This window comes from Streptomyces reniochalinae (assembly GCF_003323735.1).
GTDB lineage: Bacteria > Actinomycetota > Actinomycetes > Streptomycetales > Streptomycetaceae > Streptomyces > Streptomyces reniochalinae.
Genome location: NZ_QOIM01000037.1, coordinates 203,150 through 217,723, shown reverse-complemented (window position 1 = coordinate 217,723; position 14,574 = coordinate 203,150). Strand labels below are relative to the sequence as shown.

Annotated in this window: 7 protein-coding genes and 1 pseudogene; 1 reads left to right on the top strand and 7 read right to left on the bottom strand. The window is 73.1% G+C overall.

The window, feature by feature from the left end; all coding sequences use genetic code 11:
- Window positions 1-5: 5 nt before the first annotated feature.
- From DQ392_RS18810 to DQ392_RS18790, 5 genes and pseudogenes are all read right to left on the bottom strand, one after another.
- Entirely contained in the window at window positions 6-1,139 is a 1,134-nt protein-coding gene (locus tag DQ392_RS18810) for a hypothetical protein (protein WP_114016789.1), read from the bottom strand.
- Entirely contained in the window at window positions 1,136-1,999 is an 864-nt protein-coding gene (sigM, locus tag DQ392_RS18805) for an RNA polymerase sigma factor SigM (RefSeq protein WP_114016788.1), read from the bottom strand. Before sigM ends, DQ392_RS18810 begins: the two co-directional genes overlap by 4 nt.
- Window positions 2,000-2,084: 85 nt before the next feature.
- Window positions 2,085-3,773: pseudogene (locus tag DQ392_RS18800) on the bottom strand (protein kinase family protein); the annotation flags it as partial.
- A 902-nt stretch (window positions 3,774-4,675) separates the two neighbouring features.
- Window positions 4,676-7,027 (bottom strand): murein biosynthesis integral membrane protein MurJ, encoded by a 2,352-nt coding sequence (gene murJ / locus DQ392_RS18795; protein WP_114016786.1) that lies wholly within the window; start codon window positions 7,025-7,027, stop codon window positions 4,676-4,678.
- A gap of 38 nt (window positions 7,028-7,065) precedes the next feature.
- A complete protein-coding gene (locus DQ392_RS18790) occupies window positions 7,066-9,642 on the bottom strand; it encodes a DUF6049 family protein (RefSeq protein ID WP_425470559.1) in 2,577 nt (858 codons plus the stop codon).
- A gap of 254 nt (window positions 9,643-9,896) precedes the next feature.
- Between DQ392_RS18790 and DQ392_RS18785 the strand changes: the two genes are divergently transcribed.
- On the top strand, window positions 9,897-11,381 hold the full coding sequence (locus DQ392_RS18785; RefSeq protein ID WP_114016784.1) for a CCA tRNA nucleotidyltransferase: 1,485 nt from the start codon (window positions 9,897-9,899) through the stop codon (window positions 11,379-11,381).
- On the opposite strand, the gene DQ392_RS18780 is transcribed toward DQ392_RS18785, so the two are convergent.
- Both DQ392_RS18780 and DQ392_RS18775 read right to left on the bottom strand, forming a co-directional pair.
- Window positions 11,350-12,756 (bottom strand): MFS transporter, encoded by a 1,407-nt coding sequence (locus DQ392_RS18780; protein ID WP_114016783.1) that lies wholly within the window; start codon window positions 12,754-12,756, stop codon window positions 11,350-11,352. The genes DQ392_RS18785 and DQ392_RS18780 overlap by 32 nt on opposite strands.
- Window positions 12,757-12,828: 72 nt before the next feature.
- Window positions 12,829-14,424 carry a glycosyltransferase family 87 protein gene (locus tag DQ392_RS18775; protein WP_114016782.1) on the bottom strand — a complete coding sequence of 532 codons (1,596 nt, stop codon included), beginning with the start codon at window positions 14,422-14,424 and terminating at the stop codon, window positions 12,829-12,831.
- Window positions 14,425-14,574 lie beyond the last annotated feature (150 nt).

Genomic DNA, 14,574 nt, shown 5'->3' with positions numbered 1-14,574 from the left:
CCGTGTCACCCGCGTGGGTAGGTCCCCGTGAACAGCACCTCGCCGGGCTGCGGCGGGTCGGCGCTGACGCAGGAGGAGTCCACCAGGTAGGCGTCCACCTGCTCCGTGTCACCGCCCTGGTGCGGGAGGACGACCAGGTAGCCGGAGCGGTCGGCGAAGGTGGCCTCGGGGTCGACGGCCAGCGGGGTCTCCGTACGGCCGAGGGCGTCGCGGACACAGGAGGGGACGGTCGTGCCGCCGCCTCCCAGGTCGTCCCGCAGCGTGTTCTCACCGGTGCTGGGGCTCTTCTCGGCGTTCAGCGAGGGCGAGTCGCTCGGCTCCGAGGGGGACGGGGCGCTCTCGGTGGGGGAGGACGCCGGCTGGTCGGACAGCAGCCGCTGGACGCGCTTGCGCAACTGATGGTCGTCGCCGCTGCCACCGGAGTCGGTGTCGGGTGTGAGGGAGCCGGTGGGGCTCGGGGGCACGCTCGGTGCCCGGCCCTCGGGGGCCGACTTGGCACCGTCCGAGGTGACCTTGGTGCCGGACGAGTCGGAGAGCGCCTGGAGGGTGACCGCGCCGAGAGCCAGCACGGCGGCGGAGGCCGCGACCACGAGCACGGCCCTCCGGCGGCGGCGGGTACGCCGGGTGCCGGCCGTGGCCGCCTCGCGACCGGGGCCGGTGGCTCCGGGGGCGTGTCCGGAGGGACGGTCGTCTCCCGAGCGGCGGGCGGGCGTCGTTTCACGTGAAACCGCTGCCTTCGCGGTCCGCGGCAGCACGGACGGCTCGTCGGGCGCTGTTTCACGCGCATCCGGCACCGTTTCACGTGAAACAGCGCCTTCCCCGGCAGCGCCTTCCTCCGCCGCGTCGGCTTCGGCCTCGCTCGGCTCGTCCCTGCCGGGCTCCGCCACCGTGCGCGCCTCGGCCGCCAGCGCCGCGTCGATGCGGGCGGCCACGCCCTCGGGCATCCGTACGGGGCCGGGCAGCGTGCCCAGTGAGGCGCGGATCTCCTCCAGGGAGTCCCGCACCTCGGCGCACAGGACGCACTCCCTCAGATGGGCACGGAGGCCGGGCTCGCGGTCGAGGGGCAGGACGCCCTCGCTGAGTGCGGAGATCTCGGCGACGTCCGGGTGCTCGTCGTACGGGAAAGGAGTGGATGTCATGCCTGTCCTCCTCCCTTCGCTGCCCCAGGTCCTGTGGTGCCGTCCACGGTGGTCCGCGGTGGGTTCCGCGGCCCTTCTCTCGGTGGTGGGACGGATGCCCCGCTCGTCGGGTTCCCTCCCTTGGTGCCGTTCGTACCCTCCGTGCTCTGCGCACCCTCTGCGCCGTCCCCGGCTCCGTCGGCGCCCGGGCGCAGGTGCGAGACGAGCGGGAGGAGGCGGGCGCGGCCACGGGCACAGCGGCTCTTGACGGTGCCGACGGCCACATCGAGCACCTCGGCGGCCTCCGCGACGGGATAGCCCTGCATGTCCACCAGGACGAGAGCGGCCCGCTGCTCGGCGGGGAGCTGGGAGAGGGCCGAGACCAGCTCCCTGTGCACGTCGTCACGCTCGACGGGGCCGGCCGCCGACTCCTCCGGCTCCAGCAGCTGCTCCAGCCGCTCGGTGTCGTCGGTCGGCGCCGCCCGGCGCGAGGCCGCCTTGCGGGCGCGGTCCAGGCAGGCGTTGACGGTGATGCGGTGCAGCCAGGTCGTGACGGCGGACCGGCCGCGGAAGGTGTGTGCGGCGCGGTAGGCGGAGATCAGCGCGTCCTGCACGGCGTCGGCCGCCTCCTCCCGGTCACCGAGCGTCCGCAGCGCGACGGCCCACAGCCGGTCCCGGTGCCGGCGGACGAGCTCACCGAACGCGTCGGGATCCCCCGCCACGTGCCGGTCGAGAAGATCCTTGTCGGCTGCCTTGCCGACTTCCTCGCGGGCGTCCTTGTCCGCTGCCTCGCACCGCTGCCCGGCGTCGGGCGGGGCGGCGCCACTGCGCGCGGTACCGCCCGTGTGCGGCGGACGGCGCGTCGCGTCGTCGCTCGCCATCGGCCCTCCCCTCACCCGCCGCCCTCCCCGGGAAGGCGGCACCCGCGGCCTCGGCCGCACCCGTCTCACCCACGGCGGGCCGGCCTCAACTGAGGACCTGGACCTCCGTGACGCGACCACGGTAGTTGCCGTCGTCGGAGAGCGGGAGCTTGGTGAGCCACACCAGTACGTAGCGGGTCTTGATCGGCTTCTTCGCCTTCAGGGTGAGGTGCTCCCCCGAGCCGCTGGAGACCTTGCTGAAGCTCCCCAGGGACGACGGCATGGTGGAGACGCTGCTCGGCGCGGCCAGGAAACTCGCCGAGGTCTTGCCGGCGAAGTCGACCTTGAGCCGGCTGACCTGGCGCACCTTGCCCAGGTCGAGGACGAGCCCGGCACCGGACTTGAGATTGCCGAAGTCGGGGCGGCCGATGTAGTGGCTGGTGACCCACGAGGTCTCGGGCTTGCCGTCGATCGCGTTCGGCGCCTTCTCCGGGTTCTCCGAGCCGTCACCCTGCGGGTCGAAGTCCTTGACGTCCTCGATCTTGACGGGTTTGCCGGTCTGCGCCGAGGTGTCGTGCGCCTGCACCTGCTTGGTGGGCTTCTTCGGCGGCGGCTCGCCCTCCAGCAGCGCGTCCGCGACCTGCCAGCTGCCCAGCCCGAGCGCGGCGATCAGCAACGCGGAGACGCCCCACTTGAGGGCCTTGCCGGTACGGCCGGGAAGCGCGGGCGGAGCCGGGGGCTCGGCGCCCGGCCGGTGCGGCGGAACGCGCGCCGCGGCCGTCCCGACGGCACCGGGAGCGGCGTACGCGCCCTGCTGGTAGGTGGTGCGCTGGTACGGCGGAGGCGGGGTGAAGCTCTGCTCCGGCGGGCGGATGCGGGGCAGCGTGGAGACGGCCTTGGCCAGCTCCTCAGGGGTGGCGCAGGGCTGCTCTTGGCGCGAGGCGGTCGCGCCGTCGTTGACCAGCGCCCGCATGGCCAGCGTCGACAGCCCCCGGTGCACACCCGCGCGCACCTGCTCGGGCGCGACGAGAGTGCTCAGGTCGAGCGAGCCGACACCGGGCAGCCCGTGCGCGTCGTCCTCGTAGGGCCAGCGCTGGGTGAGCGCCGCGTACAGCAGGGCGCCGATGGCCTCGGTGTCGTCGCGCTGAGGGTGATCGCTGGTGACCCCGCGCAGCGCGGCGTTCACGGCCAGCCCCCGGACGCGGTACTGGCCCATGCCGGTGCGCAGCACGCAGGTCGGGTTCAGACGCAGGTGCGCCAGCCCCTCGCGGTGCGCGGCCGACAGCCCCTGGGCGAGCTGGCCGACGAGCTGGTACGCCTCGTACGCCTCCAGGGGGCCGCTGCTGAGCAGCTCGCTGAGCGGCACGGCGTCGGGCAGCCACTCGTGGACGACGTAGACGAGACCGTCCTCCTCGACCGCGTCGAGGACCTGCACGAAGCGCGGGTCGCCCAACAGCGCGGCCGAGCGTGCGGCGGCGAGTACCTGGCGGGCCCGAGAGTGGCCGGCGGGCAGCGCGTGCACGCCCACGGCGCGGCGCAGCTTCTCGTCCACGGCGCGCCAGCTGCTGAACCCGTCGAGGCGGGTGACGCACTCCTCCAGGCGGTAGCGGCGGGCGAGCTTGTGGCCACTGTGCAGGTCGGGTCCGCGGGTCTCCGCGGACCCTTCGGCGGCTCCGTGCACCGCCGCGGCTCCGGCCTCCGGCCCGGTTTCGGCCCCATCTGCGGCTCCGGCCTCCGGCCCGGTCTCGGTCTCCGGCCCGGTCTCCGGCCCGGCGTCCGCGCTCGTTCCGGCCTCCGGCCCGGTGCCCGATCCGCTTCCGGTGTCCGTTCCGGCTTCGGCTTCTGCTCCGGCTTCGGCCTCCGGTCCGGTGTCCGTTCCGCTTCCGGTGTCCGCTGCGGCTCGGGGGTCCGCGCCGGTTTCGGTCTCCGGCCCGGTTTCGCCCCCCGCTGTGGCTTCGGTCTCAGGCCCGGTGTCCGTGCCGGAGCCGGCCTCCGTGCCGGAGGCGGCGGCCGCGCCGGAGTCGGTGGCGGCGCCGGATGCGGCTGCCTCTGCTGCCTCGGTGTCCGTCCCGGGGCCGGGGTCCTCTGCGGGGGTCTCGTCACCGGCGTCCGCGGCGGAGCTCTCGGCGTCGGAGGGGGCCCCTGCCGGGCCTTCCGCGGTGTCGTCGGCTGGTGCGCCGGGGGCGCCGCCTGCCGCGCCGCGGGCCGGCTCAGCCGGGGGGCCGGTGGTGGGGTGGGCCTCCGCGTCGTCGGGCGTCGCGCCGCCCGAGGAGGCAACCTCCTGTGCGCGGCCGGCGTCCTCTTCGGTGGTGTCGCCCTGCTTCGGGGACGCCGCGCCCTGTGTGGGTCTTCCGGGTGGCGTGGTGTCGGAGGATTCCGGCCCGGGAGCCGGGGCGGCGGCCGAGGTGCCCGTGAGAGGGGAAGCCACGGCGTCGCGGCTGTGTCCGTTCGTCGCGTCCGTCGCACCGTCGCTCGTGGCCCCGTCCTGCCGGGCGGTCAGCGGCTTACCGTTCCCGCCGCTGGTCTCGGCCACGTCGACAGCGGCTGTGCTCCGTTCCGCCACCGTCGTTCCTGCCTCCCCATCCGTAGCGCCGTTTTACTGGAAACGGCCAAAAACAATTGTGCCTACACCTCGCCGCTATGCACGACACGCGGGGGCGAATGATGGTTGTATACGCCGGTTTCCCCGTCCGGATTTCATCGGCCGAGTCTGGCGCGCACCATCCCGAGCATCGCCGTCATTTCCTCGACGCGCATGCGCTTCGCCGCTAGGACGAAAACCGCGCCCAGAACGATCCCTCCGCCGGCGAGCGCGGCGATCGAGCCGAGCGTGCCGCTGCCCAGGACGCGCATGATGCCCCAGGCCGCGGCGCCCGCGGCGAGCGTCGCGGGGATGCTGGCGCCGCCGAGCCGGGTGTACGTGCGCACCACGCGCCGCCCGTCCAGGTCGCCGCCCAGCCGGTCGCGCAGCCGGCGCCAGGCGATGCCGACACCGGTGAGGTAGGCGAGCCCGTAGGAGGCGGCCATGCCGACGACGGCCCAGCGGGCGGGCAGCAGCAAGAAGCACAGCGCGGAGGCGGCGGCGTTGACGGCGGCCACTATGACCGTGTTGAAGAAGGGGGTGCGGGTGTCCTCGTACGCGTAGAAGGCGCGCAGAACGACGTACTGGACGGAGTAGGGGATCAGGCCGATTCCGAACGCCATCAGCATGTAGCCCATGGAACGGGCGGCGTCCACGCCCGCCGAGCCGTAGATCATGGTGCACATGGGGATGCCGAGCGCCAGGAAACCGAAGGCGATCGGCACGATGGCGACGGCCGAGTTGCGCAGGCCCTGGGAGATGTCGTCCCGCACGGCTCCGGGGTCGCCGTCGGCCGCCGCCCGGGACAGCCGGGGCAGCAGCGCGGCCATCACGGAGACGGTGATGATGGACTGCGGCATCGTCCAGATGAGCTGGGCGTTGGAGTAGGCGATGTAGCCGGTGCCGGAGTCGCCGCCCTCGGCGGCGGTGTCACCTGCCCAGGTGGACAGCTGGGAGACGACCAGCACACCGGCCTGGTTGGCGAGGACGAACAGGATCGTCCACTTGGCCAGCTTGGCGGCCTTGCCCAGGCCGTGGCCGCGCCAGTCGAAGCGGGGCCGGATGCGGAAGCCCGCAGCGCGCAGGTAGGGGATCATCGACAGCGCCTGGACGACCAGCCCCAGCAGGGTGCCGATGCCCAGTAGCCGCACGCCCTCGGGGGGGATGCTGGCGACGGTCAGCTTCGAGGTCGAGGCGGTCCCGTAGACCCACAGGAACAGGCTGATGGTGGAGATGATGACGACGTTGTTGAGGACCGGCGTCCACATCATCGCCCCGAAGCGGCCGCGCGCGTTGAGCACCTGGCCCATCACCACGTGGATGCCCATGAAGAAGATCGAGGGCAGGCAGTAGCGCACGAAGGTGACGGTGACCTCGTTGGCCGCCGGGTCCCCCGCCAGCTTGACGGACATCAGCCGCACCAGGAGCGGCGCGGCGAAGACGGCCGCGACCGCCAGGATGCCCAGCAGTACCGCGACCAGCGTCAGCAGCCGGTTCGCGTACGCGTCGCCGCCGTCGTCGTCCTCCTTCATCGCGCGCACGAGCTGCGGTACGAAGACCGAGTTCAGGCCGCCGCCGACGCTGAGGATGTAGAGCATCGTCGGAAGGGTGATGGCCAGCTGGTAGCTGTCACCGAGGGCGGAGGCGCCGAGCGCGGCGACGATCATCGCGGAGCGGATGAAGCCCGTCAGCCGGGAGACCATCGTGCCGGCGGCCATGATGGCGCTGGACTTGAGGAGGCCGCCGCCGCCCTTGCCTCCTGAGGGGGCGGGGACTTCTTCCTTGGGGGCGACGGCGTTGAGGTTGACGGTCTGCGCCGACGGCTCCTCGGCGGCCCCCGGCGCACCGGGCTCCGGCGGATACGGCTGCGGCGGCTGGGTGGCCTGGGGCCGGCCGGGCTCCTGCTGAGGGGAGCGCACCTGCTGGGCCTGGTGGCCCTGCTGGGCCTGGTGGGGGTGGTGCGCGTGCTGCCCGTGCTGCCCCTGCTGCGGCTGAGGGTGGCCCTGGTCGCGGTAGAGGTGGGCGAAGGCGTCGCCGGACTGCGGGGCGCCCTGGCCGGTGGGCCGTGCAGCCTGGGGCTGCGGGGGCTGCTCGCCCTGGTAGGCCTGTGCCGCGTGCGGCTGCTGGTGGGGCTGCTGCCCGTACGGCTGCTGGTGCGGCGGTTGCCCGTGGGACTGCTGCCCGTGGGACTGCTGTCCGTGCGGCTGCTGTCCGTGGGGCGGCTGCCCGTAGGGCGACGGATGCTGCTGCCGGCCGTACGGCTGCCCTTCCCGCGGCTGCGCCGCGTACGGGTCCTGGGGCTCCTGGCCTTGGTAGCGCTGCCACGCCTGCGGGTCCGGGTCCTGCGCCGAGGGGTCCGCGGTCGCGTACGGATCACGCGCGTACACGTCCTGCGCGTACGGGTCCTCCGGCTGGCCAGAGCCGTCACCGGGCGTCCGGCCCCGGTCGCCGCCATACGGCGCGTTCATCGTCGCTACCTACCCCTGCCCCTGCTCGCCCGGATGAGTCAACGGTCCACTTTCTCACCCGTGGCCGGGGGGTTGTCGTTTTCCCGGACGGTGTCGTTCCCGTCGCCGTCCGTGTCCCGGTCCGGGGCACCGGAGCCCTTGCCGCCGTCGGCCGAGTCGTCCGTGGAGTCGCCTGCGGCGTCGTCCGTCGAGTCGTCTCCCGCACCGCCCGACGAGTTGTCCGCGGCGCCGCCCGCCGGGCCGTCCGACGGGCCACCCGGCGCGTTGCCGTCTCCCGTGCCATCCGTCGCGCCGCCGTGGCCGCCGCCGCCCGGGTCCTTCAGCGGGGCGTCCGGGTCCGGGGCCGGGCCCGACCGCTTGCGCTGGGTGTACATCCTGATGCCGGCCAGCACGATCAGCAGCACGCCGATCGCGATCACCAGCAGCACGGTGGACGTGATGGAGGTCACGTTCACCTGGAACTTCATGACCTTGCCGTAGCGCTCGCCGTCCTCCGTGTAGAGCTGGGCGTACACATAGGCGCGGCCGTTGTTCTTGGCGGTGGTGTCGAACTTGAGGGACTGGGTGTGTTCGCCGTCGACCTTGACCCGCTTCGCGTCCCCCACGTCCAGGCCGACGCGGCTCGACCTTAGCTCCAGCACGAGCCCGTCGACGCCCTGTGCCAGGTTGTTCTGCACGGTCACGGGGATGGTGGCCTCGCGGCCCGAGAGCGTGATGCCGGACTTGTTGATGAGCTTGACCGCGCCGCGCAGCTCCAGCAGGTAGTCCTCCACCCCGTTGCGGTAGCTCTGCCCGGCGGACGCCCTGCCGCGCCACGCGTTGGAGACCTCGCGGTCTATGGCCGTGCTGAACGGCGGCATCACGCGCTCGGGGTCGCTGAGGATCTCCTTGAAGTCCTCCAGGCCGTCCTTCGTCTTGCGCACCTGCTCGAAGGCGGTGGCCGGCAGCTCGCTCTTGCGGAGCGTCGAAGGATAGGCGGAGGGCGTCGGCATCCGGCGCTGGGCGCCCTGGTCCGGCTTGGCCTTCGCGGCGTCGGCCAGGCTGCCCGGCTCGGCCCAGCCGCTGTCGCTGAGCGCCTCGACGCCCTCGGCCATCGCCTGCGCCTGGGAGACGCTCGGTGTCCGCTGGGGGGCGACGACGACGCTGCGGGTACGGGAGGGCACCTGGCTCGCCAGCGCGAGGGACTGGGCGGTGAACTGCTGCACGGCGCGCGAGGCGGCACCGGCCCGGGACAGGTCGCCCTCGAAGGCGGTGGACAGCCGCTCGTCGGCGACCAGCGCGGTGTTGCCGCTGCCGATCGGGCGGGCCGCCGTCGGGCTGTAGGAGAGGCCGGCGTCCCGGACGCTGTCGCTGCGGGCGATCACGTTGTGGGCGCCCGCCGAGGTGGCCACGCCCACGATGGAGGAGTCGACGGCGCCCTCGTAGGGCCAGGCGAAGTCGGTGCTCGGTTTCACGTGGAGCACTGTCTCGACCGTGTCCTTGGCGAGCCTCGTGGCCTGCCCCAGGGAGCTGAGCGCGCCGGGCACCTTCTGGCCGCGGTGGGCCAGCGAGGCCAGGTCCGGGTCGGCGAACGGGAGGGCGACGACCTCTTTGCCGCGGACGGCCTTCTGCAACTCGTCCAGCCAGCGCTTGGCGTCCTCCTGGCCCTTGCCGGCGACGGTGTCGTCCGGGCCGCCGCCGGGCTTGTGCACCCGGTAGCGGCCCGCCATCATGTCGACGCTCGCCAGCAGGTCGGGGTCAATGACCCAGGTGACGTCGAGGTCCTTGCCGAGTTCCAGCATCTGCTGGAGGCGCCCGCCGGGGGCCAGCTCCTCGGCCAGTTTGTCGTCGCGGAAGACCGGGGTCTGCTGTTCGTCGGACTCCGTGCGCGCGGTCACGTGCGGGGTGGAGATCAGCGGCCACAGGTAGGTGACCCGGGTGTGGGGGCTGTCGGCCTTCTCCTGCCAGGGCAGGAAGGTGCGGCCGATGCCCAGGATCTGCTCGTAGGGGCGGGAGTGGGTCTGCCCGGTGAGGGAGACGCCGAGCTGGTAGACGCCGCCGGGGCCCAGATGGAGGTCGCTGACGGGGATCTTCAGCGTGAACGGCCGGGTGATGCCGGAGGCGAGTCCTGACATGCGGGCGCCGTGCCCGCCGGGGACCTCGGTGCCGTCCGCGCCCGACAGGTATCCCTGGCGGCGGGACGCCTGCTCGATGGCGCTGCGCGAGCCGAGACCCGGGCCGATGCGGGGGACGACCTCCAGGTCGCTCAGCGTGGCGCCGCTGGTGTTGGTGACGGTGCCGCTGACGGTGACGGTGTCGTCGGCGTCGGGGACGGCGGGCGTGACCTCGTTCACGGAGACCCGGGCGCTGCGGGAGCCGCTCCCCTGGGGCGCCGCCGGCGCCGCTGCCGCCGCGGGGGTGGCCGCCCGGGCCGCGGGGCCCGCGGTGGCGGACGTCACGGCGGACGTGTGGGTGCCGCTCGCCGGGGACGCCTGGGGCGCTGCGGTGGCCGTGCCCGCGGGGAGGAGGGGCCCTGCCAGAACGGGGAGGGCGGCGAGGAGCGCCGCTGCCCGGCGCCTCCAGCGGTTCGTCCCCCTACGGGCAGGGGGAGCCTGACTCTCAGCCGCCTCGGCCACGCGCTCGTCCATCCCGTCGTCTGTCGTCGTCGCTTGGTGCTGGGTGGTGCTGGGTGGTGCTGGGTGATGAAGGTGCAGTACTGGGTCGTGCGTTCTGGATCCCTGATGGTAACGATGTCTCACGGACGGAAGTGCCGCGCCGTCCACCACAAGATCACCACGGTGTCCGCAGGGTGTCCGACGGGCGCGGGGACGGCCGCCGCCGGGCAGGCACCCGGTGCGGCAACGTACCCTGTGCTGCTGTGCCGAACGCCATGAGTGACAGCCCCGACCAGCCCCCCGCCACGCCCCTGGCCGCCCCGGAGGACGGCCCGGCAGCCGAGCACCTGAGCGAGGTGCAGCAGCGCGCAGTCAGCGAGCTGCTGCGCGTCTCACCGGTGGCGGACGAGCTCGCGCGCCGCTTCCGCGAGGCCGGCTTCCGGCTCGCTCTGGTCGGCGGTTCGGTGCGCGACGCGCTGCTGGGGCGGCTCGGCAACGATCTGGACTTCACCACGGACGCCCGGCCCGAGGACGTGCTGCGGCTGGTGCGGCCGTGGGCGGACGCGGTGTGGGAGGTGGGCATCGCCTTCGGCACGGTGGGGATCAAGAAGTCGGACTTCGTACTCGAAGTGACGACGTATCGGTCGGAGATCTACGACCGTGCCTCCCGCAAGCCCGAGGTCTCCTACGGCGACACCATCGAGGACGACCTGGTCCGCCGGGACTTCACGGTGAACGCCATGGCGGTCGCGCTCCCCGAGAAGGAGTTCGTCGACCCGCACGGCGGCCGGGAGGACCTGGCGGCCCGCAGGCTGCGGACTCCGGGGACGCCGCAGGCCTCTTTCTCCGACGATCCGCTGCGCATGATGCGCGCCGCGCGCTTCGCCGCCCAGCTCGACTTCGAGGTGGCGCCCGAGGTCGTGGACGCCATGACCAGGATGGCCGACCGCATCGAGATCGTCTCCGCGGAACGGGTGCGGGACGAGCTGAACAAGCTGCTGCTCGGCCGCTGGCCCCGCAAGGGGCTGCGGCTGCTGGTGGAGACCGGACTGGCCGCGCGGGTGCTGCCCGAGCTGCCCGCGCTGCGCCTGGAGCGGGACGAGCACCACCGGCACAAGGACGTCTACGAGCACTCGCTGACCGTGCTGGACCAGGCGATCGACCTGGAGGAGGAGGGGCCCGACCTCACGCTGCGGCTGGCGGCGCTGCTGCACGACATCGGCAAGCCGAGGACGCGCAGGTTCGAGAAGGACGGCCGGGTCTCCTTCCACCACCACGAGGTGGTGGGCGCGAAGATGACGAAGAAGCGGATGACCGCGCTCAAGTACCCCGGCGAGATGGTCAAGGACGTCTCACGGCTGGTGGAGCTGCACTTGCGCTTCCACGGGTACGGCACCGGGGAGTGGACGGATGCGGCGGTGCGCCGCTACGTGCGGGACGCCGGGCCGTTGCTGAGCCGGCTGCACAAGCTGACGCGCTCGGACTGCACGACCCGCAACAAGCGCAAGGCCCAGGCGCTCTCGCGCGCGTACGACGGTCTGGAGGAGCGGATCGCGCGGCTCCAGGAACAGGAAGAGCTGGACGCGATCCGGCCCGACCTCGACGGCAACGAGATCATGCGCGAGCTCGGCGTGGGGCCGGGGCCGGTGGTGGGGAAGGCGTACAAGCACCTGCTGGAGCTGCGCCTGGAGCACGGGCCGCTGGGGTACGACGCCGCTGCGGCGGAGCTCAGGAAGTGGTGGGCCCGGCAGGAGGGCTGACCTGCCGGCCGCCCGGGCCCTGCCCCGGCTCCCGGCGCTCCGCTTCTTCTCCGGTGCCCTGTTCTCGTCCCTCACCCTGTTCCGGTCGGTCGGGCGCCCGTGTTTCACGTGAAACCTGCGAGACGGCCAGCGCGAGGGCCGCGTACAGCACGGCGACCCCGAGGACGACGGCGGCGGAGCGCCCGTCGGGCGGCAGCAGCACCGCGGCCACCGCGGCGGCCCCGACGTAGGCGACGTTGTAGAGCATGTCGTAGAGGGAGAAGACCCGGCCGCGGAAGGCGTCGTCCACCGAGGTCTGGACGGCGGTGTCGGTGGCGATCTTCGCGGCCTGGGTGACGAGGCCCAGCACGAAGGCGGCGGCCAGTATCGGCCCCGGCGTGAACGACAGCCCCAGCGCGGGCTCCAGCACCGCGGCGGCACCCGCGCACAGCGCCATCCAGCCGAAGATCCCCCACCGCCCCACGGCCGCAGGGGTGATCACGGCGGCGGCGAAGAAGCCGAGTCCGGACAGGCCGAGTGCGAGCCCCAGCAGGCCCAGGCCGCCGTCGACGGAGCCGTCGCCGCTCCACGCGTACCGGCACAGCATCAGCACCGTCACCGTCAGCGCGCCGTAGCAGAACCGCATCAGCGTGGCGGCGGTGAGGGCGTAGGCCGCCGTCCGGCGCGCGGCGAGGTGGCGGAGCCCGGCCAGCAGACCGCGGGCCGTACTGGCGACGGCGGCCAGGACGCGGGGCTGCACGGCGGTCGGGTCGGGGCCGAGCAGGTCCCTGGCCATCGGCAGCGAGGCCAGGGCGCCCAGCAGATAGAGGGCGGCCGCGGTCAGCAGCACGAGGCTGTCGGCCTCCCGTCCGGTGCCGGGGGCGAGAGAGCGCACCACGAAGGCGACCCCGCCGCCCAGCGTGGCGGCGAGCGTGCCCGCGGTCGGGGAGAGGGAGTTGGCGATCACCAGACGCTCGCCGTCCACGACACGGGGCAGCGCGGCGGACAACCCGGCCAGCACGAAGCGGTTCACGGCGGTGACGGTGAGGGCCGAGAGGAAGACCAGCCAGTCCGGTACGGCTCCGAGGACGAACGCCGCCGTGAGGGCCGCGAGGGCGGTGCGCAGCATGTTGCCGAAGAAGAGCACCTGGCGACGCCGCCAGCGGTCCAGCAGGACGCCGGCGAACGGGCCCAGAAGCGAGTACGGCAGCAGCAGCACCGCCATGGCGGAGGCGATCGCCGCGGGCGAGGTCTCCTTCTCGGGGGAGAAGACCACGTACGCCGCCAGTGCGATCTGGTAGACCCCGTCGGCGAGCTGGGAGAGCAGCCGTACCGTCAACAGCCTACGGAAGCCGGGGAAGCGGAGCAGAGTGCGCAGGTCGCGGGCGACGGACATGGGGACAGCCTCACACAGCAACGCCGCATTGCGATGGTTTCACGTGAAACGACGGCGCAGGACGCCGCGCCGTCACTCCCGCATCGCCGCCCCCCACCGCACGGTGCGCCGTTGCAGGGCGGTAGTGGCGGTGGTGGAGGAGGACGTGGCGGGGGTGGCGGCGGTGGAGGGGGCTGCGAAGGCGGCGTGGCGGCGTGAGGGGGCGGGCGCGAGCGGGCCGAGGGTGAAGACGTCAGGGGCCCGGTCCAGCACGCCGCCGCCCGGGTCGTCGGAACCGTCGTCCCTGCGTACGGGGTCGTTCTCGGGCCGCAGGACGTCGCGGACGATCATCACGCACAGGTAGAGCGTGCCCAACAGGTGGGCCAGGATGACGAGTTGGTAGCCGTCCTCGGGGAGCCCCTGGCGTTTGTCGCCGCTGGAGGTGTAGGCGAGGTACATCCAGATACCCAGGAAGTAGACGACCTCGCAGCCCTGCCAGATGAGGAAGTCCCGCCACTTGGGGCGGGCGAGGGCCGCCAGCGGGATCAGCCACAGGACGTACTGCGGGGAGTAGACCTTGTTGGTGAGGACGAAGAGGGCGATCACCAGGAAGGAGAGCTGCGCGAACCGGGGCCGCCTGGGGGCGCACAGGGCCAGCGCGGCGATCGCGGCGCAGCCCAGCACCATCAGGACGATGGCGTAGAGGTTGGCTTCTTCGAACTCACGTCCGGTTCGCTGCTGGACGATCAGCCACAGCGAACCGAAGTCCACCGGGCGCTCCTGGCTGAAGGTGTAGAACTTCGCCCAGCCGGCCGGGGCCGCCACCATCACCGGCACGTTCACCGCCAGCCACGAGACGGCCGCACCCGCCGTCACCCGTGCGAATCCACCCCAGCGCCCCGCACGCCAGCACAGCACCAGCAGGGGGCCCAGCAGCAGCGCCGGATAGAGCTTGGCCGCCGTCGCCAGGCCGATCAGCACGCCGGCGGCCAGCGGACGCGAGCGCGCCCACAGCAGCATGCCCGCGGCCGTCATGGCGACGGCCAGCAGGTCCCAGTTGACCGTGGCGGTCAGCGCGAGCCCCGGCGCGAGAGCCACGAGCATGCCGTCCCAGGGGCGGTTGCGGTGGGTGCGCACCACGCACGTGACCAGCGCGGCCGCGCAGACCGCGAGCATCCCCGCGTTGATCAGCCAGTAGGTCTTCTCGTCCTGCACCAGCGAGTCACCGCCGGGCGTCAGCACACCCGCGAACTGCATGAAGGCCCCGGTGAGCACGGGGTACTCCAGGTACTCCATACCGCCGGAGATCCGTTCGGGGATGCGGTCCAGGTAGGGGACGAGCCCCTCGGCGAAGCCGCGCCCGTTGTACAGGTGCGGGATGTCGGAGTAGCAGGCGTGCACGTACTGCGCGGCCTGCCCGGAGAACCAGCCGCCGCTGAAGCAGGGCGCTTTCTGGAGCATCCCGAGCACGAACATCCCCAGCGTGACGACGACCACCGTGCGCAGCGGCGTCCACCAGCTCGCGCCGTGGACGGCGCGCCGCCCGGCGCGCCCCCCGGCCACTTCGCTCGCCGCACCCGCCACCTCGTCCTGGTCCGTGGGACGGACCGCGGGCTCCTCGGTGGGGCGGGCGGCGTGCTGTGGGGGTGGTTTCGGAGCGGGGGTCCGGTCGGTGGGGGCGCTCGTCATGGGCCACATCCTGCCGCACACGCCTCGCCGGAGGGGCAACCCGTCCCTCGTGCGGTTCCCTCTTTCCGAGCGGGGGTTCGCGTGGCACGGCGCACCCTTTCCTGCGCGAGCGTCTCGCGGCACGGCGCACCCTTCCGCGACGGGTCCTCT

Coding starts and splice junctions, on each gene's coding strand:
- DQ392_RS18775 (WP_114016782.1), bottom strand. CDS start 14,424: ATGACGAGCGCCCCCACCGACCGGACCCCCGCTCCGAAACCACCCCCA.
- sigM (WP_114016788.1), bottom strand. CDS start 1,999: ATGGCGAGCGACGACGCGACGCGCCGTCCGCCGCACACGGGCGGTACC.
- DQ392_RS18780 (WP_114016783.1), bottom strand. CDS start 12,756: ATGTCCGTCGCCCGCGACCTGCGCACTCTGCTCCGCTTCCCCGGCTTC.
- murJ (WP_114016786.1), bottom strand. CDS start 7,027: ATGAACGCGCCGTATGGCGGCGACCGGGGCCGGACGCCCGGTGACGGC.
- DQ392_RS18785 (WP_114016784.1), top strand. CDS start 9,897: ATGAGTGACAGCCCCGACCAGCCCCCCGCCACGCCCCTGGCCGCCCCG.
- DQ392_RS18810 (WP_114016789.1), bottom strand. CDS start 1,139: ATGACATCCACTCCTTTCCCGTACGACGAGCACCCGGACGTCGCCGAG.